Raw genomic sequence first — 21004 nt, 5'->3', positions numbered from 1 at the left:
TGCCGGCTCAGCGGCGGTGTTCACCGCCGTGTCGGCGGCTTCTTCGATGTGTCGTGCGTTCAGGCCTGGTAGCGCGGGAACGCCGAGCGGCCGGCGAAGACCGCGGCGTCGCCGAGCTCTTCCTCGATGCGCAGCAGCTGGTTGTACTTCGCGACACGCTCGCTGCGGGCAGGGGCGCCCGCCTTGATCTGGCCCGCGTTGGTCGCGACGACCAGGTCGGCGATCGTGGTGTCCTCGGTCTCGCCCGAGCGGTGCGAGAGCATCGCCGTGTACCCGGAGCGCTGCGCCAGGCTGACGGCGTCGAACGTCTCGGTGAGCGTGCCGATCTGGTTGACCTTGACGAGCAGCGAGTTGGCGACGCCACGCTTGATGCCGTCGGCGAGACGCTGCGGGTTGGTGACGAACAGGTCGTCGCCGACCAGCTGGACCTTGGAGCCCAGGACGTCGGTGAGGTGCTTCCAGTTGTCCCAGTCGTCCTCGGCGAGAGCGTCTTCGATCGTGACGATCGGGAAGTCGTTCACGAGTCCGACGTAGTACTCGGTGAGCGCGGCGGCGTCCCAGTCCTTGTTGTCGAGACGGTACACGCCGTCCTTGAAGAACTCGGTCGCGGCGACGTCGAGCCCGAGGGCGATGTCGGTTCCGGGCGTGAACCCGGCCTTCTCGATCGCCTTCACCAGGAAGTCGAGGCCCTCACGGTTGCTGGGCAGGTCGGGAGCGAAGCCGCCCTCGTCGCCCAGACCGGTCGCGTAGCCGGCGGCCTTCAGCTCGGCGCGCAGCACGTGGTAGGTCTCGACGCCCCACCGGAGTGCCTCGGAGTAGGTCTCCGCGCCGATCGGCGCGAGGAAGAACTCCTGCATGTCGATGCCGTTGTCGGCGTGCTCGCCACCGTTGATGACGTTGAACAGCGGAACGGGCAGCACGTGCGCGTTCGGGCCGCCGAGGTAGCGGAACAGCGGGAGGTCGGCCGAGTCCGCGGCGGCCTTGGCCACGGCGAGGCTCACGCCGAGGATGGCGTTGGCGCCGACGCGCTTCTTGTTCTCGGTGCCGTCGACATCGATCAGGATCTCGTCGACGATGCGCTGCTCGCTCGCCTCGACACCCTCGATCGCCGGTCCGAGCTCATCGATGATGGCCTCGACGGCCTTCAGCACGCCCTTGCCGCCGTAGCGGCTCTTGTCTCCGTCGCGGAGCTCGTACGCCTCGAACGCGCCCGTGGATGCGCCGGACGGAACGGCCGCCCGCTGCACGATGCCGTCGTCGAGGAGGACCTCCACCTCGACGGTCGGGTTTCCGCGCGAGTCGAGAATCTCGCGTGCGCCTACAGCCTCGATCAGTGCCACTGATGTGCTCCTTGCTCAGGGGGAAAACGTTGTGTGGAGCGTCGTCGATCCGCGCCCAGTCTAGCCCGGCCTCCCGACGGACTCCGGGACTCGCCCGGACGCGAATCGCCCGCGGCGGGAGGCCCCGGAAGGTCAGACGACCACGGCGATCGCGAAGCCGTCCCATCCCTTCACGCCCACGGTCTGCAGGGCCGTGGCATCGAAGCGCGGATCCTCCCCCAGCATCCGCAGTCCGTCGCGGGTGCCCACGACCTTGGGATCGGTGCTGTCGTCGCGGACGATCTCGCCCTCGCGCCCGATGTTGTCGAGCACGATCACCGTGCCGGGGTGCCCGAGCTTCGCCGCCCAATCGAGGTAGATCGTGTTCGACTCCTTGTCGGCATCGATGAACACCAGATCGAATCCGCCGACCAGGGTCGGCAGCACGTCCGCTCCCCGCCCCACCCGGATGTCGACGCGATCACCGACCCCCGCGGCGTCGATGCTGGCACGGGCGACCGCCGCGTTGTCCGATTCCGCCTCGATAGTCACGACCCGTCCTTCGGCGCCGACGGCGCGGGCGAGCCAGATCGTCGAGTAGCCGCCGAGCGTGCCGATCTCGAGCACGCGGCGCGCGCCGCTGATGCGGACCAGCAGGTTCAGCAGTTTGCCGGCGACGGGCGCGACCTCGATCTCCGGGAGGCCGGCGGCCCGCTGCGCAGTGAGGGCCGACTCCAGCGCCGGATCGGGACCGACGAGCAGATCGGAGAGGAAGCTGTCGGCGTCGGACCAGGCGGCGGGGGTGGATTCCATGGCCTCAGCCAACCCCCGGCGCCGCCCTCCGTCAAGGCCGCGGTGCCGAGAGCAGCCGCCCCGACGCGTCGGCGAGCTCGGGCTGGGCACGGAACTGTCCCGTCAGCTGCAGCACCACCGCGACGAGCGCGAGGACGACCCAGGTCGCGACGCCGAGTGGTCCCGCCAACGCCAGGTCGGGCTGCGTCGCGGCGACGATGAGGATGAGCCCCGCCGCGGCGTTCAGAGATCCGTGCGCGATGACCGCCGGCCACACCGATGCGGACCGCAGCCGCAGCCAGCCGAGCAGGACGCCCCAGGCCACGCATCCACCGATCATGAACAGGATGCCCGTGATGTCGGTGCGCCCGAAGTTGTAGCCGAGCAGGATGATCGGGCTGTGCCACACGCCCCAGATCACGCCGCTGAGGATCAGAGCCGGCCAGGTGCCGAGCGGGCGCAGCGCCGGAAGCAGCCACCCCCGCCAGCCGAGCTCCTCGCCGAACGCGAAGAGGCTGTTGAACAGCGCGCCGATGGGGATCATCGCGAGCTGCGCGAACACGACGACCTGGACAGGAGGCAGTGGCGTTCCGGCCGGCACTGCCTTCTCGAGCTCGGCTGCGAGAGCCGAGAATGTCAGGTCGAGCTGCACGAAACCGAGCGCGGCGGAGAGCAGGACGCCCAGGCCCACCAGCAGCGGCGGAACGAGCCACCCCGCGACCATGAGCCAGATCACGCGCTTCGCGGGGCGCAGCGGCCACAGTCCGAGGAAGCGGGCGCGCTGCCCGGGTGCGGGGACGCGCATCGCGAAAGTGACGATGAGAGCCGCCACCGCAGGCGTGAACATCATCACCGGCAGCAGGAACACCGAGCTCGGCTCGGCGAGCCCGTCGCCCAGCCACAGGGGCAGGGCGACCAGCCAGGAGAGGACGAAGGAGACCGCCACGAAGACGATCACCGCGGTCCACGGCACACGGCGCGGGTTCAGGGTCTGGTCGTTCATGAGGTCTCCTTTCCGGAGTCCGTCGATCGATCGGTCGAGGCGATGGCCGCGGTCCCCGCGCGGTCGACATAGGCCTGGAGCAGCGCCGCGGCTTCTTCCGCGCCGTCGATGGTGACGATGAAGGGTCGCCGGCCCCGTCGGGAGACCTCGATCGCAGATCCGCGGCGCATGACGATCCCGGTGCGCCCGTCGACGGCGATGCGCCATCCCCAGCCGCCGAACTCGCCGAACGGGGAGATGTCGACAGCGCGCGCCGCCTCGACCTCGTCGAGCGGGACACGGATGCGCGGCCAGCCCAGCAGGGCACGAGCAGAGAAGCCCTCCGGTGTGACCGTGACGCGGAACGAGGCGGTCGCCGCGAGGGCGAAGCCCACGACGACCACGACCAGCGCGACGATCCAGCCACCCTCGACGCCGGTGCCGAGCATGTACGCGGCGAGCGCGACGAGACCGAGGAGCACGAACAGCAGGAAGGCGAGCGCGCCGCGCGGCATCGTCGTCGTGGCGACCCACACGACGCGTTCGCCCTTCGCGACGTGCACCGAGTAGCGGGGTTCGAGCGTGCGCCCCTGCTCCGGCCGCACGCGCGGCTGCACGGCCCAGGCGATGCCGCCGACCAGAAGGAGTGCGGCGAACGCGAGTGCCATGGTGCCCCCGATGCCGGGCGATTCCGCGGGGTCGGCGAGCTCACGCTGGATCGCGAGGGATCCGAGGCTCATCACGGCCGCGAAGGCGGACATCCCCGCGGAGAGTGCGCCCATCAGCCGGGCCGCCCCGCCCCAGTGCGCACCGACGGACGCGAGGGTGACGATCGCCATCAGCGCCGGCAAGCCGAGCCCGACCCCGACGAGGATCCAGAGATACACGGACGGCGGGCCGAACCGGTCGGCGCCGCTCACACCCCAATGGGTCGCCACCTGTGGCGGCAGCGTGGGCAGCCAGGCGAGCAGGATCACGACGGCGACGGCGGTGATCACGATCGGCAGGATCACCGCGACGACGAAGAAGGTCAGCCGAGCGCGTCGCAGCAGCGCAGGCGGCGTGCGGGTGAGGTCGTGGATGGTCATGGCGAGTCCTCCTCGCGGCTGTCGGGGCGGTCGGGATCGGAACGGGGGAGATCAGAACGGTCGAGATCGGATCGGGCGTCACGGTGCGCATGAACGATGCCGGCGAGCGTGTCGGCGGAGACGCCGAGGGCTGCGGCACGGCGCACCAGCTCGTCGATGTCGTGAGCGAGTTCGGCGAGGGGCGCAGCCGAGGCCGCGATGACCGCTCCCCTCCCGCGACGCAGATCGACCAACCCCTCATCGCGCAGCCGCTGGTAGGCGTGCAGGACGGTGTGCTGGTTGATGTCGAGCGCTTCGGCGACGTCGCGGGCCGCGGGAAGGCGATCGCCGGGCGCGAGGACCCCGGTGAGGATGTCGGAGCGGATGGAGGCCGCCACCTGGTCGTAGAGCGCGCGGGGGCTGTCGGGATCGACGCGGATGAGCATCCGGCCCTCCTCTCCTATCATCGCTACTTATTCTATGCGAACTATAATAACTGTGCCAACCCTCCAGACGTCTTCGTCGCTTCCGCCCTGGTGCCGCACACTGGCCTTCATGCGCATCACTCCCCGCCGTCTCGCGATCGGCATGAGCCTGTGGATCCCCAACCTCTTCAGCGGCATCCGCATCCGCCGCTTCAGCGAGGACTGGACGCACGCGACCGTCGAGCTGCACGTCAACGTCTTCACCCGCAACTACGTCAAGACCGCGTTCGGCGGCTCGATGTCGGCGATGACCGACCCGTACTTCTTCATGCTGGTCATGCACCAGCTCGGACGCGACCACGTCGTGTGGGACACCCGCGGCGAGATCGAGTTCCTCAAGCCCGGCCGAGGCGTGCTCACCGCCGAGTTCGAGGTGTCGAAGGAGAAGGCGGAGGAGATCCGCGAGCGTGCACGCGGCGGAGCCAAGGTGCTCGAGTGGTTCGAGACCGTCATCACCGACCGTGAGGGCGACGTCGTCGCGAAGGTGCGCCGCGAGGTCTACATCCGGGAGAAGAAGCGCGTCACCGCTTCGCGGGGCTGATCCCGCCGGCGAGCGTCGACGCCCTCGCGATCAGGGTGGGGGCGAGGCGCACGGTGTCGTGCGCGGTCGATGCGCCCGACACCAGTCCGAGGACGAGCTCCAGAGCCGTGCGACCGCTCTCCTCGAACGGCTGCCGCACGGTCGTGAGGTCGAGCGCCGCAGCGACCTCGCCGTCGTCGTAGCCGACGACCGCGAGCGGAGCGGTGCCGGGATCCGCGCGCAACGCCGACAGCACCGCGGCGGCGAACTGGTCGTGGTTCGCGACGATCGCCGTCGCACCCGCGGCGCGGGCCGCAGCGATCACCCGGCCGTCGACCGCGGAGGGATCAGCGACCGCCAGGTCGGTCATCGCCAGGTGCTGCGTGAGCCCTTCGATACGGAGCATCCCGGCCGACACGTAGGCCGGCGAGCGCTGCGGCTCATGCACGAACAGGACACGACGATGTCCGAGGCCGGCGAGGTGGCGGCCGATCTGCGCACCGCCGTCACGGTCGTCGACGAGGACGACCGGACCTCCCACGTCCGACCGCGTCGGCACCACGTCGACGTAGACCACCGGGATGCGCGCGGCCCTGCTCGCCCGTCGCGCCGCGCCGCCGAGCGGAACCCCCATCACCACGAGGCCGGTGGCGTCCGTGCGCGTGGGCAGCACGTCGAGCAGCGGCTCATCGGCGGCCGCCGCCGAATCGAGGTCGTAGGGGATGATGTCGACCGCCGCATCCCTGGCCCTGCGGAGCATCCCGGACAGGCGACGCAGGTACGAGGGGTAGGTCGTGAACGGTGCAGCGACCGCGATGCGCGCGGCCCCCACGCGTCGCCCCTGCGTCATCCGATACCCGAGCGCGGTGGCCGCGGCGACGATGCGTTCGCGGGTCTCGGGTCGCACCCTGTGCGGCGCACTCACCGCCAGCGACACGGTGGAGATGCTCACTCCCGCGCGCTCCGCGACGTCGTAGATGGTGACCCGCCCCGGTCGTGCGCGCATGCTCGGACCTCCCTTCTTCATCGAAGTTCTTCGATTCCTCAGACTAGGTCGGAACCCGCCCCGGTCGGAACCCACCGGTGCGGAACCGTCGAAGGAGATGCCCGATGCCGACACCGCGGTCCCGATTCCGGCGCCCGACCCTCGACAGCGCCGTGGCGGCGTGGGAGGAGCGGGTCGCGCCTCTGCTCGAGGAGGAACCCGCAGACCCCGCAGGACGACGCCGGGTCGCTGCCAGGAACGACGACACCGTGAGCGCCGCGCTCGGGATCACGCCGCTCCCCACCGCCGCCGAGGAGCACATCGTTCCGGTCGACGGGCACCCCGACGTACGCGTGCGCGTCTACTGGCCCGGCGAGGAGCGCACGCCACCCGGCTCGGGCCTCCCCGCGCTGGTGTACTTCTACGGCGGCGGATTCACGATCGCCGGGATCGACTGGGTCTCGTGGGACGCGCGGTTCCGAGCCCGAGCGCGGGATGCGGGGATCGTGATCGTCGCCGCCGACTACGCCCACGCCCCGGAGCAGCAGTTCCCGACCCAACCGGAGCAGTGCTGGGCGGCTTTCGAGTGGACGCACACCCACGCGACGGAGCTGGGGACATCGCCGGACCGCCTCGCCGTGGGTGGGGCCTCATCGGGAGGCGACCTCGCCGCAGCCGTGACGTTGATGAACCGCGATCGCTCGGCGCATCCGATCGCCCTGCAGCTGCTGGAGAACCCCGCACTCGACCTGACCATGGGTCATGCCGATATGGCCGGCATCGATGCGCGGATGCCGGGAGTCATCGTGCGCGCGGTCGGCCGCACCCTGGTCCGGCAGTATGTCGGCGAGGATGCCGCGGCCGCTCGCCTCCCGTATGCGTCCCCGTTGCGGGCCGCATCGCACGAGGGGCTTCCGCCCGCCGTGATCCTCACCTCCGAGCTCGACCCCCTGCGCGGCGACGGAGAAGCCTATGCCCGAGCGCTCTCCGCCTCCGGGGTCCCGGTGACCGCGATGCGCTTCATCGGACAGACGCACGGCTCGCTCGGTTCGACCGGATTCGTGCCCGCAGCGGATGCCGCGCATCGCCTGGTCGTCTCCGAGCTGCGCACCCTCCATGGAAGGACGCCGTCATGAGCGACCAGGAGCAGCACGAGCCGCCGCTGAGTCCGGCGATCCTGGAGTGGATCCAGCGCATCCGCGAGCTCTCCGCGACCCTCCCCGAGCTGGAGTCGCCCGCCATGGGTGCGCGTCGCCGGGCGCAGCGGGAGCTGAGCGACCTCCTGGCCTCCGAGTTCACCGCGCCGGTCCCCTCGGGCGTGGAGATCGACGATCTGACGGTGGCGGGAGGGGAAAGTCCGCTGCGCGCCCGACGGTTCCGCACCGCAGCCGCGCCGGGCGCCCTCCCCACGATGCTGTGGCTGCACGGCGGCGGTTGGACCGGCGGCACGATCGACGAGTCGCTCAACGATCGGCTCTGTGCGGATCGCGCACTGCGCTCCGGCGTCCAGATCATTTCGCTCGAATACCGGCTGGCGCCCGAGCACCCGTTCCCCGCTCCGGTCGACGACGCCGTCGCGGCCTTGGCGGATCTGCGCGAACGTGCCGACGAGCTCGCGATCGATGCGGATCGGCTGGGCGTGGGCGGCAACTCCGCCGGCGCGACCATCGCAGCCTCCGCCGCGCTGCGCGAGCGCGACGCCGGAACATCTCTGCACCACCAGGCGCTCGAAGTGCTTCCGGCCGCGCTGCGCCTCGTCGGCGCATCGATGCCCCGCCGCCTCGCCGCCGCGGACTGGGAGGCGGCCATGCACCTCGCCGAGGTCTATCGCGCCGGCGCTCCCCTCGCCGACGCTTCTCCGCTGGACGCGCCAGACCACCGCGACCTCGCTCCCGCCCTGATCCTCGCCGCCGAATTCGATCCCCTCCTGGACGGCGCGATGGCGTACGCCGACGCGCTGCGCGAGGCCGGAGTCCCCGTGGTCCTGCGCATCGGCGCCGGCCACGACCATGCCTCCCCCGGCCTGACCGGCCGGTGGGAGAGGGCACGCCAGTGGCGCGACGTCTTCGTCCGGGAACTCGCCGATGCCTACCGCTCCGCCGGTCACTCCCCCGCGGATGCAGTGACGACCACGGGAGCGCACCTGTGACCCTTCCCCACCCCGACCGAGATCCGGAGACGATGATGTCCACCCACGCAGTCGATCCTGTCTTCCCCGCAGACCCCGCTCCGCCACTCACCACCGACGCGATCCCCGGTCAGCGCCAGACACGCTGGTTCTGGATCGCCTTCGTGCTCGCGTGGCTCGGATCCGGCATCGCCCAGGGCGTCGCCAGCGTCGCGATCCCCCAGCTCCTCAAGGAGTGGGACCCCGACCAGGCGACGGGCGACCTCAGCATCATCCTCACGCTCGGCGGCGCCGCCATCCTCATCACGACGCCGATCTTCGGTCGTCTGAGCGATCGATCGATGTCCCGCCTCGGCATCCGCCGCCCCTGGATCCTCTCCGGCTCGCTGATCGCCCTGGCCGGATACGTCGTGCAGGCGACCGCCCCCTCCCTCCTCGCGCTCGGAGCCGGCACCATCCTGGTCCTGGTCGGCTGGGGCGCCGTGTCGATGACGGTCCACACGCTGTTCGCCGACCAGATCCGCCGCAGCATCCGCGCCATCATGTCGGCCGTCACGGGGGCCGCCACCGCGATCGGGATCCTCGGCGGAGTGTCGCTCGCCGGAGTGGTCGCCCCGATCGGCCAGGTCGGCATGTTCCTGATCCCCGGCGGGTTCTCCGTGCTCCTGGCACTGATGCTGTTCTTCACGCTGAAGGACATCCGTCGCCGGCAGCCCGCCGACCCGATGGACTGGAACGCCGTTCTGGCGACGTTCTGGCTGAGCCCCCGCCGCTACCCCGACTTCGCCTGGGCCTGGCTGTGCCGCTTCTTCATGACCGCATCGATCGTGTCGGTCACGAGCTACCTCTACCTGACGATCTCGGGCCGCTTCGGCATCGACGACCCGACGGAGATCGCCGCGGTGCAGACGCAGGCCACGGCGGCCTTCACGCTCATGAACCTGGTGATGGCATTCGTGTTCGGGGTGATCTCCGATCGCACGGGCCGCCGCAAGCCGAGCGTCGTCATCGGCGCACTCGCCAGCGCGGGAGGCCTGATACTGGCGATCTCCTTCGGTGACATCGCGTTCTTCCTCGTCGGGATCGCGGTCGTCGGGGCCGGTCAAGGCGCCTACATCGCGGCCGATGTCGCCCTGATGACGGAGTGCCTCCCCTCCGTGGATGACGCCGGCAAGGATCTCGGCATCGTGGCCCTCGCCTATCTGCTGCCGGGCATCCTCGTGCCCGTTTTCGGATTCTTCGCCACCCGCATAGGCTCGCCGACAGGTGAGAACTTCGCGGCCCTCTACATCGGCGCGGTCGTGATGGCCGTGATCGCCGCATTCGCGGTCACCAGAGTGAAGGGCGTGCGATGACCGATGCTCCCCGTCTCGGCGGCACAGCCCGCCGTGAGTACCGACGCCTCTCCCGATCCGTCGACATGCCCCCGCAGACGCATCGGAAGGTCACGCGCACGGCCGACATCCCGGTCTCGGCGGACGACGGAGCCGCACTCCTCACCGACCACTGGCATGCGGAGGGATCCGACGGGCACACCGTGCTGATCCGCACCCCGTACGGGCGTGACGGCATCGCCGGGGTGGCCCTGTTCCTCGCCGAACGCGGGCACCATGTCGTGGTGCAGAGCTGCCGGGGCACATTCGGGTCGGGAGGAGTGTTCGACCCGCTGCACGACGAGGTCTCCGACGGACAGGCGACGATGCGGTGGTTGCGCGCGCAGCCGTGGGCGACAGGACGCGTGCACTCCTGGGGCGGAAGCTACTTCGGCGTGACCCAGTGGGCCTACTGCGACGGCGACGTGCGTCCGGACGCCCTGGGCATCGCGATCTCGGCGCGGCGGTTCGACGACGCGATCCTCTACCCGGGCGGCGGATTCTCGATCGACACGCCGCTCACGTGGGCGTACGCGCTGGACATCCAGGAGCGGTCGCTGCCGTCGAAGGCGTGGGCACTGCTGCGCGCCCGCCGCGCCTTCCGTCGGGGTGCGCTCGCGATCCCGCCTGCAGACGCGGTGCGCGTGGCACGTGGCGCGGACCCGCAGTTCTTCCGCGACTGGGTCGAGCACAGCGACGAAGGCGACCCCTGGTGGGAGCCGATGCACTTCGCACAGGACATCGAGAGCATCCCGCCGGTCACTCTCGTGGCCGGATGGCAGGACCTGTTCCTGGTCGGTCAGCTGGCGGACTACGCCGCACTCCGCGATGCGGGGCGCCCGGTGCGCCTCATCATCGGCGACTGGGTGCACGGTGCCCCCGAGATCACGGTGATCGGCGCCCGCGAGGTACTGCGCTCCTTCCGCGCGGACGCCGCCGCGGAGGGCGTACGCCTCGACGTGACCGGAGGAGGTGGCCCGCGGGAGCTGGAGATCTGGCCCCCGCCGCATTCGGCGATGTCGATGGCCCTCACCGCCGACGGACGACTCGACCGAAGCGGTGTCGAGCACCCCACCGCCGAGCTGACATACCGCTACGACCCGGCGGACCCGACGCCGGACGGGGGCGGACGCACGCTCAATCCCTTCTCCGCAGGGCGACGCAGACAAAGCACCCGCGAACGCCGGGACGATGTCCTCGTGTTCACCGGTGATCCGCTTCCGGAAGACCTGATCGTCATCGGAGTGCCCGAGATCGCCCTGCGTCTCGCATCGTCGAATCCTCGAGCCGACCTGTTCGTGCGTCTCTGCGAGGTCGACTCCAGGGGCGTCTCCCGAGCGGTCACCGACGGGTATCGACGTCTCTCGCCCGACGAAACCGGCACCGAGGACACCGGCACCGACGTCACCGGCACCGACGACACCGGCACCGACGACACCGGCCGTATCCGGCTCGAACTCGCGCCCCTTGCCCACCGCTTCGCCGCAGGGTCGCGTCTGCGCGTGCAGGTGTCGTCCGGCGCCCACCCGCTGCATCTGCGCAACTCCGGCACCGATGATCCGGTGCGCGATCACTCGCGCCTGATCGCCAGCGAGCAGACCGTGCGTGTGGGAGGCTCCGATCCCGCCACCCTCACCCTGCCCGCCGCAGTGACGGCTGGGGCGCACGCGGGGGCGGCGTCACCCGCCGTTCACCGCCGCGTGCCACGATGACGGGATGCCCCTCGCCCGTCGCCTGACACTCGCGGATGCCGTCGCCATCGGCCTCGGATCGATGATCGGCGCCGGCGTCTTCGCGGTGTGGGCACCCGCGATCGGGGTCGCCGGGAGCGGGATCCTCATCGCCCTCGCGATCGCCGCCGTCGTCGCGTACTGCAACGCCACCTCGTCGGCGCAGCTCGCCGCCGCCCACCCCGTCGCCGGCGGCACGTATGCCTATGCCCGCGCCGAGATCGGCCCCTGGTGGGGCTTCATCGCGGGGTGGAGCTTCGTGATCGGCAAGATCGCGAGCTGCGCAGCCATGGCCATGACGTTCGCCGCCTATGCAGCCCCCGCCGGCTGGCAGGTGCCCGTCGCCGTCTCGGCCGTCGTGCTTCTCGCCGTCGTGAACTGCTTCGGTGTGACCCGCACAGCACTGGTCACCCGCATCCTCGTGGCGTGCTCGCTGCTCGGGCTCGCGGTCGCGGTCGGATTCGGTATAGCAGCCGCCCCGACGGCCGCTCCTCCTCCGCTGCCCGAGGCGACGGTCTACGGGGTGCTCCAGGGAGCCGGGCTGCTGTTCTTCGCGTTCGCCGGATACGCGCGCATCGCGACGATGGGCGAAGAGGTCGTCGACCCCGCCCGCACGATCCCCCGTGCGATCGTGTTCGCCCTGGGCGGCGCCGTCGTCGTGTACGCACTGGTCGGGTCGGTCGTCGTGCTCGTGCTCGGTGCCGAAGCGATCGGGGCGACGGCGCCGCTGGTCGATCTGCTCGCCGCAGCCGGTGCATCGGTGTGGATTCCGGTGCTCCGCGTGGCCGCGGCTGCCGCCTCGCTCGGCGCGCTCCTGGCGCTGCTGACCGGAATCGGCCGCACGACCCTGGCGATGGCCCGCGAGGGCGATGTTCCGCGGTTCCTCGCGAAGATCGACCGGAACCACCAGGTTCCGCAGCGTGCCGAGATCACCATCGCCCTCATCGTGATCGCCATCGTGCTCGTCGCCGACCTGCGCGGTGCCATCGGCTTCTCCTCCTTCGGTGTCCTCCTCTACTACCTCATCGCGAACGCCGCGGCCTTCCGGCAGCGCGGGCGTGCGCGACGCTACCCGCGAGCGCTGCAGGTTCTCGGTGCCCTCGGATGTCTGGTCCTGGTGAACACCCTGCCCGTGTTCGCGTCGATCATCGGCACCGCCGTCGTGCTGCTCGGCATCGGATACCGCCTGCTGCGTCTGCGGCTCACACGGGCCTGAACTCCTCGGGCGCTGAGCTCCTCGGGGTTGAGCCCTCGGGGTTGAGCTCTCACGACTCCGGGGCTCCGCCTGTCCGATCTCAGCCGCGCGTCTCGGAACGGTACACCCGCGGCGCGATGCCGAGCACAGCCTGGAAGTCCCGCGTGAGATGCGCATGATCGGCGTACCCGATTTCTGCGGCGATCGAAGCCAGGTCGACTCCCGGCTCGTCGCGTACCCGCTGCGCCGCCTCCTGCAGGCGCCGACGCCGGATCATCGCGGCCGGCGAGAGCCCGACGTGGCGGTGCGTCATGCGCTGCAGGGTCCGCACCGAGACCGCCAGGCGTGTGGCGGCCTCCTCCGTGGTGAGGGCGGCCCCGTCTCCCATCAGCACCTCCATGGCGGCATTGGCCTGGCGTGCAGGTTCGCCAACCGGTCCCACACGCTTCTCGAGCCACCGGGAGACAGCCTCGACCGCCCGTTCCCGGCGCCCTTCACCCGCCTCCATCGCGTCGGCCACGGCACGGCGGAGGTCGGCGACGACCTCTCCCGCGTCGAGCACCCGCTCCGCGTCGACCAGGGATGACGGATCGTCGATCAGCGCGACGACTGCTGCCGGTCGCAGAAGGGCACCGACAGCCCATCCGCTCCCCCGCAGATCGCGGTGGGACAGGCGGGTGGTCGCGCCCGACAGCGTCACGGCATCCGCATCGACGACGAGGTTGAGCGCCGGATAGGCGACCACCTCCTGCCGCGACGAGCGCCCGGGCTCGATGTCCCACTCCGGAATCCAGAACCACGCGACCAGATCCGCCACCGACGACGGTGCCGGCAACCGATGGAACTGCGGCAGACGTGCGGGATACAGCACACCGCGGCTCGGGTTCACCATAGCCCCAGCGTAGGCTCCGGACCCGACATCCGGATGCTGTCGCAGATCTTCAAGCCACCGCCATCCCGACCCGCCTAACGTGGCGGCATGAGCACTGACGACACCACGAACGACACCACCGCGAAGACCCCCGCGAACGCCCCGACGACCGGGGCGAACGGGACATACACGACGAACGGGCGCCCGAACAGCGCCACCTCCCTCACGCCCTTCCTGGCGATCCCCGACGCGAAGCAGGCGATCGAGTTCTACCGCGACGTCTTCGGCGCCCGCGTCATCGACGTCACGGAGTTCGGCGGGGTGGTCGCGCACGCCGACCTCGACTTCGGTCTCGGCCTGCTCCAGCTCGGAGAGCCGAACCCCGACTACCACCTCGTGCGCTCCCCCGACGGCGACGACGACTGCTACTCCATGGGTCTGTACGTCTCGGACGTCGATGCGGTCGTCGAGAAGGCCGTCGCCGCGGGAGCGGCCGTGCGTGAAGCGCCCGCGCCCTTCGTCTCGGGCGACCGGTTCGCCAGCATCCGCGATCCGTTCGGTGTGCGCTGGTCGGTCATGACCCGTGTCGAGGACATCTCCGACGAGGAGAGCAGCCGCCGGGTGGCCGAATGGGCAGCGTCGTTCAGCGCGGAGCCGACGGACGGCGCGAGCTGAGCGACCTCTCCGCCGCGCGATACACCGCCGGCAGCAGCGCCTCGGCTGTGCGGCGATACCCGAGCGCGCTCGGATGGAAGCGGTCGAGGCTGAACATCGCTTCGGGCTCGTCGAAGAACATCGATCCCACCGCGTGGCGCAGATCCACCGGCTCGGCGCCCGCCTGTCGGGCCGTCTCGTCCTGGATCTCAGCGAGACGGCGCGACAGGCTCGACGCGATCCGCCGGAGGGGCTGCGGCACGGCGCGCAACGCACCGAGGTCGGGGCAGGTGCCCACGACGACCTCGGCACCCATCTCGCGCAGCCGGCGGATCGTCTCGTGCAGATGCTGCGCGGACAGCCCCACCGGCAGCCGGTGGGTCACGTCGTTCCCTCCGACGACGATCACGGCCACGTGTGGGCGGTACTCGGCGGGCAGGGCGTCGAGCTGAGCGGGGAGATCGGGCGACTCCGCACCGACCGCTGCCGCCGTGCGCAGCCTCACGGGGCGGTGCATCCGGCGTCCTGTCGACTTCGCCAGACGCCCGCCGAGCGTCTCCTTGCGGTGCTCGGCTCCGAGACCCGCGGCGATCGAGTCGCCGAGCACCAGCAGGTCGAGGGGCGCTCCGTCGAGACCTCGACGCCAGAGGCGATCCGCATCGAGTGCTTCCTCCCCCAGCGGCTTCCCGATCCGCCGTCGCGCGAGCGCCGCCTGTCGGCCGAGCACGAGCCGGAAGCCGATGAGGAGCGCGACGAGTGTCACCCCGGCCAGAACGGGGATGCGGAAGCGGCTCACGTCCTGATTCCATCCCGACACCGTGAACGCGGCGTGAACGGGATCCGGCGACGACCCCGGCTCGTCAGGAGAGCGGCTTGAGCTCCAGCTCGCCGGCACCGGTGGAGACGGTCGCGAAGGCGGTGTAGCCGTCGGCAGCCGATCGCTCCAGCAGCGCCTTGACGTTCTTGGTGCGTCGCTCGAGCCGCACCCTGGCCCCGCCGGCGATCAGTGCCGCCTTGTGCCGGACCAGCTCGTGCACCGGAACTTCGGCATCGTGGATGAGCACGACCGCCTGCGCCCCGGCATCGGCCTCATCGGCGATCAAGTCGACCAGGCGTTCGAATCCGAGCGAGAAGCCCACCGCCGGTACCTGCTGCCCGAGGAAGCGCCCGATCATGCCGTCATACCGGCCGCCGCCACCGAGCGAGTACCCGACGGAGGGGTGCGCGAGCTCGAAGATCGTGCCCGTGTAGTACCCCATGCCACGCACGAGGAACGGATCGAAGACGAGCGGGATGTCGGACTGCCCGCGCCCCGCGGCCACGGCCTCGCCGATGCCGACCAGGTGCTCGACCAGCTCGGCCGGTGCCCCCTCGGGCAGCGCCTTGCGGATCTGCCGCTCGCCGAACGGGTGGTACTCCATGGTCTGCGGGCGGCGCAGGAAGGCGTCGAACGCGTCGGCGGCCGCAGTCGAGGCACTGCGCTCCCGCAGCTCGGCCGCCACCCCCTCGGGGCCGATCTTGTCGAGCTTGTCGATCGTGATGAGCACCCCTGGGCGCTCCTCCGCCGTGAACCCGAAGCTGTCGAGCATCCAATCCAGAACCCGGCGGTCGTTGATGCGCACGGTCGCGCCCTCGAGGCCCAGCGCGTCGACGGCGTCGAGCGAGGCGACCATCAGCTCGGCCTCGGCGCGCGAGGAGTCATCGCCCATGATGTCGATGTCGCACTGCACGAACTGACGGTAGCGGCCCTTCTGCGGACGCTCGGCGCGCCAGACCGGACCGATCTGGATCGAGCGGAACACGGTGGGGAGCTGGCCACGGTTGCTCGCGTAGAAGCGCGCGAGCGGCACGGTCAGGTCGTACCGGAGGCCGAGATCGGAGAGCGCGGCCGGGTCGTCGGCGGCGGCGCGGATCGCATCGGCATCGAGACCACGGCGCAGGATGTTGTAGGAGAGCTTCTCGTTGTCGCCGCCGATACCGGCATGCAGTCGGTCGTAGTCCTCGACGACGGGCGTCTCGATCTCGTCGAATCCGTGTGCGAGGTAGCGCTCGCGGATGACGGAGAGCACACGCTCACGGCGGGCCTTGTCGGCGGGGAGGATGTCGCGCATGCCGCGCGGCGGATTCACGGTAGCCACGGTTCCATCTTCCCAGGTCTGTCGGCGTCGTCGCGCCGGGCGTCAGGAGGCGGCTTCGGCCGCGCGCACGTCGTCTTCGAGCACCCGCAGCCGCTCGCGCAGCGCCCGCTCGGCATCCCAGCCCTCGGCGCGCGCCGTCGCGACGAGGGCGAGGAGCGCTTCGCCGAGCTCCGCTTCCGAGTCCGGCGAGACGGCGGCCGGTGTCGGGTCGATCGTCACGCCCGCACCGGCGGCGCGGCCCGCGAGCTTCTGTGCGAGCGCGAGCGCCGGCATCCCCCGCGGCACACCGTCGAGCACGCTGCGTCGCGTGCGCTTCTCGGCCGCCTTCGCCGCGTTCCAGTGCACCAGCACCTGTTCGGGGGTGTCGGCGACCTCCCCGGCGAACACGTGAGGATGGCGACGCACCATCTTCTCGGTGAGCGTGCGCGCCACATCGTCGATGTCGAACGGATCATCCGGGTCCTGAGCCGCGATGGCGGAGTGGAACAGCACCTGCCACAGCAGATCGCCCAGCTCCTCGCGAAGGTCGTCGCGACTGCCGGCCTCGACCGCGTCGATCACCTCGTGCGACTCCTCGATGAGGTACGGCACGAGGTCGCGGTGCGTGATCTGCTGCGACCACACGCAGCGGTCCCTGACCGCGTGCATGGTGTCGGCGGCCTGACGGAGCGGATCCTGTGCGTCGTCGACGCCGGCATCGGTCTCGGGCTGAGCGCTCACGCTTCCTCCTCGAATCGGTCGGGCGCGGAGAGGCCCCGAGTCGGACTTCCCGTCATGATGCCTCTCAGGATGCTGCGGATGCGACCCGACGGTACCAGCGGGCCCGCAGCGACACGATGATCCCGGAGAGCACGAGAGCGATCAGCGACCCCACGAGCACGCCGAGGATCGCCTGGTCCCTGATGCCGCCGTCGTCGGCGAAGGCGAGATTCGCCAGCAGCAGAGAGACCGTGAAGCCGATGCCGCCGAGGGCTCCCGCGGCGAGGATGTCGGCGAACGGCAGCGCCGGATCGGCGCCCTTCGGGCGGATGCGCATCGCCAGCCAGCCGAACAGCGAGATGCCGATGATCTTGCCCACGGGCAGGGCCACCACGATGGCCCAGAACGCCGGCGACAGCTGCGTGATCGACACGGCGGGGATCACGACGAACGCCGCGACGAACGCGAACAGCGGCAGGATCGCACCGTTCACGGTCGGTTCGAGCGCATGCCGGGTGCGACCGGCGGGAACGGGCGACATCACGAGGCCCAGCAGCACACCGGCGATCGTGGCATGGATGCCGGAGGAAGCGACCAGGCCCCAGGTGAGCACGCCGACCAGGACCATCGCCACCGCGATCAGCGGGTGCCCCTTGGCGTGCAGGAGCCGGCTCAGCGCCCAGAACACCGCGACGCCGACGATCGCGAGGCCGAACAGCAGCCACTGCACGTCTTCGGCGAACAGCACCGCGATGAAGATGATGCCGATGATGTCGTCGAGGATGGCCAGCGCGAGCAGGAAGACGCGCACCCGCGACGGCAGCCCCTTGCCGAACATCGCCAGCACCCCGAGGGCGAAGGCGATGTCGGTCGCCGTGGGGATGGGCCAGCCCGGCGCCGTGGTGCCGTCGCCGCCGGCGATCAGGAGGTAGACCGCGATCGGGACGAGCACGCCTCCGGTTGCCGCGATCGCGGGCTGCACGGCCTTGCGTGGGGAGTCGAGCTCGCCGTGGGTCAGTTCGTGACGCAGCTCGATGGCCACGACGAGGAAGAAGACGGCGAGAAGACCGTCGGACACCCAGTGCGCGATGGACAGGTCGAGAGCGGTGCCGGGGATCGCGATGTGGAAGTCGAGGAAGGCGGCGAGCGCGTCGTGAGTCGGGAGGTTCGCGAGGAGCAGCCCGAGCCCGGCCGCGACGAGGAGGAGGACGGCAGGGAACTGCTGTCCGCGGAGGGGATTCGCTGAGATGCGCATTCCCCCCATCGTAGGTCGCCGGGAAGCCCCGGTGCTTCTCTCGATCGCGTGCCCGGACGCAGTCCGTCATGCGTGCAGGACACCCCTTCCCCGAGGGATACTCTCGAAGGGTGACCCCCGCACACTCCTTCTCCGAGCCCACGAACACCGAGGCCATCCGCGTGATCGGCCGCTTCGAAGCCGGCCGCGGCATCCCGGATGCGATGCGCACAGACGTCAGGATGCTCGGGCAGCTGCTCGGGCAGGTGCTGCGCGAAGCCGGCGGCGACGGCCTCTTCGAAGACGTCGAACGGCTGCGACTTGCGACGATCCAGGCCTACGACGAGGAGACCCCCGACGCGTTCGAGCGCGCGGCGGCGATCGCCGAGTCGTTCACGGTCGAGCGGGCCGACGAGGTCGCCCGCGCCTTCACCTGCTACTTCCACCTGGTCAACCTCGCCGAGGAGCACCAGCGTGTGCGCGTGCTGCGCGAGCGTGCCGGACAGCCGGGACGTGAGGACGCCGCCGACACCGTCGCGACCGCGTACGCCCGACTGCGCACCGAGGTCGGCGACGACGAGGCGCGCCGCCGCCTGGAGGGCCTCCGCTTCCACCCGGTCTTCACCGCGCACCCGACCGAGGCCCGCCGCCGTGCGGTCTCGTCGAGCATCCGCCGCCTGTCGGAACTGCTCACGCAGCACGACGCCGCGAGCGAGGGCGGATCGGAAGAGCACCGTGCCCGCCGACGGATGCTGGAGGAGATCGACACGCTCTGGCGCACCGCTCCGCTGCGTTCCCAGAAGCCGTCTCCGACCGACGAGGTCCGCACCGTGATGGGCGTTTTCGACGAAACGCTCTTCACGACGGTGCCTCATGTGTACCGTCGCATCGACGACGCGCTCCGGGGAGAGGACTCGGGTGCCAGCGCCCCCGTCGTCCCCGCCTTCGTGCGGATCGGCTCGTGGGTCGGCGGCGACCGCGACGGCAATCCCTTCGTCACGGCGTCCGTCACGCGCGAGGCCTCGCAGATCGCGGCGGACCACGTGTTGCGCGGGCTCGAGCGTGCGCTGGAGCGCATCGGCCGGACGCTCACGCTCGCCTCAGACGACACGCCGCCCAGCGCCGAGGTCACCGCACTCTGGGAGAGCTTCGCCGCTGCAGAGCCCGCGCTGGCAGCCGAGCTCGCCACCCGCTCTCCCGACGAGCCGCACCGCCGCGTGCTGCTGATCCTGGCGCGTCGCGTCGCCGCCACGCGCCGGGGTGACGACAGCGCCCAGGCGTACGCACGTCCCGAGGAGCTGCTGGAAGATCTGCGCGCCGTGCAGGCGTCGCTCGCCGATGCCGGCGCGAAGCGCCATGCGTTCGGCGGCGTGCAGCACCTGATCTGGCAGGTCGAGACCTACGGCTTCCACCTCACCGAGCTGGAGGTGCGTCAGCACTCCCAGGTGCACGCGAAGGCACTGGCAGAACTCGAGGCGGGAGAGGCCGTCAGCGCGCAGACCGAGGAGGTGCTGGAGGTGTTCCGCGCGATCGCGGATATCCAGCGCGACCGCGGGCTGCGCGCCGCCGGGCGCTACGTCGTCTCGTTCACCCAGGCCGCCTCTGACCTCGCCAATGTGCACCGCCTCGCCCACTACGCCCTCGGCGACGACGCTCCGGTGCTCGACGTGGTGCCGCTGTTCGAGACGTTCGCCGACCTGCAGGCGGCTCCCGGCATCCTCGAGGAAGCCGTGACGTTCCCGGAGTTCCGCGAGCGCATGGCCGCCACCGGCAATCGGCTCGAAGTCATGCTCGGCTACTCCGACTCGTCGAAGGACGTCGGCCCGGTGGCCGCGAACCTCGCCCTGTACGAGGCGCAGGAGAAGATCGCGCGGTGGGCCCGGGAGTCCGGCATCGAGCTGACCCTCTTCCACGGTCGTGGGGGTGCCCTCGGACGCGGCGGCGGCCCCGCCAACTCCGCGATCCTCGCGCAGCCGCCGCACTCGGTCGACGGCCGCTTCAAGCTCACCGAGCAGGGCGAGGTGATCTTCGCGCGCTACGGTGAGCCCGCGATCGCGATGCGTCACATCGACCAGGTCGCCGCGGCGACGCTGCTCGCCTCCTCCCCCACCGAGGAGGAGCGCACGAGCCGGGCGGCCGCGCGGTACGCCGAGGTCGCGTCGATCATGGACGCCGCCTCCCGCGAGCGCTTCTTCTCCCTCGTGAAGGCGGAGGGTTTCGCTCCCTGGTTCGCCACCGTGACCCCGATGGAGGAGATCGGTCTGCTCGCGCTCGGCTCGCGGCCGGCCCGCCGCGGACTGTCGGTGGAGTCGCTGGAAGACCTGCGGGCGATCCCGTGGGTCTTCGCGTGGACGCAGGCGCGTATCAACCTGGCCGGATGGTTCGGCCTCGGCACCGCCCTGGACGCCGTCGGCGATGAGGCGCTGCTCGTCGAGGCGTACCGGGAGTGGCCGCTGCTGCGCACCATGATCGACAACGTCGCGATGAGCCTCGCGAAGACCGACGAGCGCATCGCCCGCCAGTACTTGGCCCTCGGCGACCGCGACGACCTGGCACAGCTCGTGCTCGATGAGCTCGCGACGACGCGGCGCTGGGTGATCCGCCTCACCGGCGGCGAAAGTCTGCTCGAGAACAAGCCCGTGCTCCAGCGCGCCGTACAGCTGCGCAGTCCGTACGTCGACGCGCTCTCGCTCCTGCAGCTGCGCGCGCTCCGGGCGCTGCGCTCGGCCGCGGAGGATCCCACGGGCTCCGGCGCCGACGCGGAACAGCAGCGACTGCTGCTGCTTTCCGTCAGCGGTGTGGCCGCCGGCCTGCAGAACACCGGGTGACCGA

At 70.8% G+C, this 21004-nt stretch carries 19 protein-coding genes; 8 read left to right on the top strand and 11 right to left on the bottom strand.

The annotated features are described in order from the left end of the window. Nucleotides 1-59: 59 nt before the first annotated feature. The 5 genes from eno to L687_RS30155 form a co-directional block, all read right to left on the bottom strand. Nucleotides 60-1340, bottom strand: coding sequence for a phosphopyruvate hydratase (eno, locus tag L687_RS30175; RefSeq protein WP_021199527.1), 1281 nt, complete (start codon nt 1338-1340; stop codon nt 60-62). 132 nt (nt 1341-1472) lie between these two features. Beyond that, nucleotides 1473-2132 carry an O-methyltransferase gene (locus L687_RS30170; protein WP_021199526.1) on the bottom strand — a complete coding sequence of 220 codons (660 nt, stop codon included), beginning with the start codon at nt 2130-2132 and terminating at the stop codon, nt 1473-1475. Nucleotides 2133-2163: 31 nt separating this feature from the next. Next, nucleotides 2164-3114 (bottom strand): CPBP family intramembrane glutamic endopeptidase, encoded by a 951-nt coding sequence (locus L687_RS30165; protein WP_021199525.1) that lies wholly within the window; start codon nt 3112-3114, stop codon nt 2164-2166. Beyond that, nucleotides 3111-4181 (bottom strand): DUF1648 domain-containing protein, encoded by a 1071-nt coding sequence (locus L687_RS30160; protein ID WP_021199524.1) that lies wholly within the window; start codon nt 4179-4181, stop codon nt 3111-3113. Before L687_RS30160 ends, L687_RS30165 begins: the two co-directional genes overlap by 4 nt. Beyond that, the gene (locus tag L687_RS30155; protein WP_021199523.1) at nt 4178-4606 is read right to left on the bottom strand and encodes a GntR family transcriptional regulator; all 429 of its coding nucleotides are present in this window, start codon (nt 4604-4606) and stop codon (nt 4178-4180) included. Before L687_RS30155 ends, L687_RS30160 begins: the two co-directional genes overlap by 4 nt. Nucleotides 4607-4715: 109 nt before the next feature. Here L687_RS30155 and L687_RS30150 point away from each other — a divergent pair, with 109 nt between their 5' ends. Next, complete coding sequence (locus tag L687_RS30150) at nt 4716-5186, top strand: PaaI family thioesterase (RefSeq protein WP_021199522.1); 471 nt, start codon at nt 4716-4718, stop codon at nt 5184-5186. Here L687_RS30150 and L687_RS30145 read toward each other — a convergent pair. After that, on the bottom strand, nt 5167-6171 hold the full coding sequence (locus L687_RS30145) for a LacI family DNA-binding transcriptional regulator (protein ID WP_031207208.1): 1005 nt from the start codon (nt 6169-6171) through the stop codon (nt 5167-5169). The two genes, L687_RS30150 and L687_RS30145, sit on opposite strands and share 20 nt — an antisense overlap. 104 nt (nt 6172-6275) lie before the next feature. Here L687_RS30145 and L687_RS30140 point away from each other — a divergent pair, with 104 nt between their 5' ends. From L687_RS30140 to L687_RS30120, 5 genes are read left to right on the top strand one after another with little or no spacing between them, the layout of a single operon-like run. Then, nucleotides 6276-7286, top strand: coding sequence for an alpha/beta hydrolase (locus tag L687_RS30140; RefSeq protein WP_021199520.1), 1011 nt, complete (start codon nt 6276-6278; stop codon nt 7284-7286). Then, nucleotides 7283-8299, top strand: a complete 1017-nt coding sequence (locus L687_RS41555; protein ID WP_021199519.1) for an alpha/beta hydrolase fold domain-containing protein — start codon at nt 7283-7285, stop codon at nt 8297-8299. Before L687_RS30140 ends, L687_RS41555 begins: the two co-directional genes overlap by 4 nt. Nucleotides 8300-8334: 35 nt before the next feature. After that, a complete protein-coding gene (locus L687_RS30130; RefSeq protein WP_031207206.1) occupies nt 8335-9633 on the top strand; it encodes an MFS transporter in 1299 nt (432 codons plus the stop codon). Further along, on the top strand, nt 9630-11363 hold the full coding sequence (locus L687_RS30125; protein WP_021199517.1) for a CocE/NonD family hydrolase: 1734 nt from the start codon (nt 9630-9632) through the stop codon (nt 11361-11363). The genes L687_RS30130 and L687_RS30125 overlap by 4 nt, the downstream gene beginning before the upstream one ends. A 4-nt stretch (nt 11364-11367) precedes the next feature. Beyond that, nucleotides 11368-12597 (top strand): APC family permease, encoded by a 1230-nt coding sequence (locus L687_RS30120; protein WP_021199516.1) that lies wholly within the window; start codon nt 11368-11370, stop codon nt 12595-12597. 79 nt (nt 12598-12676) lie between these two features. Here L687_RS30120 and L687_RS30115 read toward each other — a convergent pair whose 3' ends face one another. Then, complete coding sequence (locus L687_RS30115; protein ID WP_021199515.1) at nt 12677-13468, bottom strand: helix-turn-helix domain-containing protein; 792 nt, start codon at nt 13466-13468, stop codon at nt 12677-12679. A gap of 87 nt (nt 13469-13555) precedes the next feature. Here L687_RS30115 and L687_RS30110 point away from each other — a divergent pair, with 87 nt between their 5' ends. After that, nucleotides 13556-14122 (top strand): VOC family protein, encoded by a 567-nt coding sequence (locus L687_RS30110; RefSeq protein ID WP_021199514.1) that lies wholly within the window; start codon nt 13556-13558, stop codon nt 14120-14122. Here the strand turns inward: L687_RS30110 and L687_RS30105 are convergent. The 4 genes from L687_RS30105 to nhaA all read right to left on the bottom strand — a co-directional run bounded on the left by L687_RS30105 (nt 14091) and on the right by nhaA (nt 18193). Next, nucleotides 14091-14897, bottom strand: a complete 807-nt coding sequence (locus L687_RS30105) for an SGNH/GDSL hydrolase family protein (protein WP_021199513.1) — start codon at nt 14895-14897, stop codon at nt 14091-14093. The genes L687_RS30110 and L687_RS30105 overlap by 32 nt on opposite strands. A 64-nt stretch (nt 14898-14961) precedes the next feature. Continuing rightward, nucleotides 14962-16212, bottom strand: coding sequence for a histidine--tRNA ligase (gene hisS, locus L687_RS30100; RefSeq protein ID WP_021199512.1), 1251 nt, complete (start codon nt 16210-16212; stop codon nt 14962-14964). Nucleotides 16213-16281: 69 nt separating this feature from the next. Further along, nucleotides 16282-16887: a MazG family protein gene (locus L687_RS30095; RefSeq protein ID WP_208323757.1), complete on the bottom strand. Its 606-nt coding sequence runs from the start codon at nt 16885-16887 to the stop codon at nt 16282-16284. A gap of 136 nt (nt 16888-17023) precedes the next feature. Then, nucleotides 17024-18193 (bottom strand): Na+/H+ antiporter NhaA, encoded by a 1170-nt coding sequence (gene nhaA / locus L687_RS30090; protein WP_021199510.1) that lies wholly within the window; start codon nt 18191-18193, stop codon nt 17024-17026. A 110-nt stretch (nt 18194-18303) separates the two neighbouring features. Between nhaA and L687_RS30085 the strand changes: the two genes are divergently transcribed. Next, entirely contained in the window at nt 18304-21000 is a 2697-nt protein-coding gene (locus L687_RS30085; protein ID WP_021199509.1) for a phosphoenolpyruvate carboxylase, read from the top strand. Nucleotides 21001-21004 lie beyond the last annotated feature (4 nt).

Origin of the sequence: Microbacterium maritypicum MF109 (assembly GCF_000455825.1) — a bacterium.
GTDB lineage: Bacteria > Actinomycetota > Actinomycetes > Actinomycetales > Microbacteriaceae > Microbacterium > Microbacterium maritypicum_A.
The sequence above is the reverse complement of the archived record's forward strand: the minus strand, read 5'-3'. Positions and strand labels throughout refer to the sequence as shown.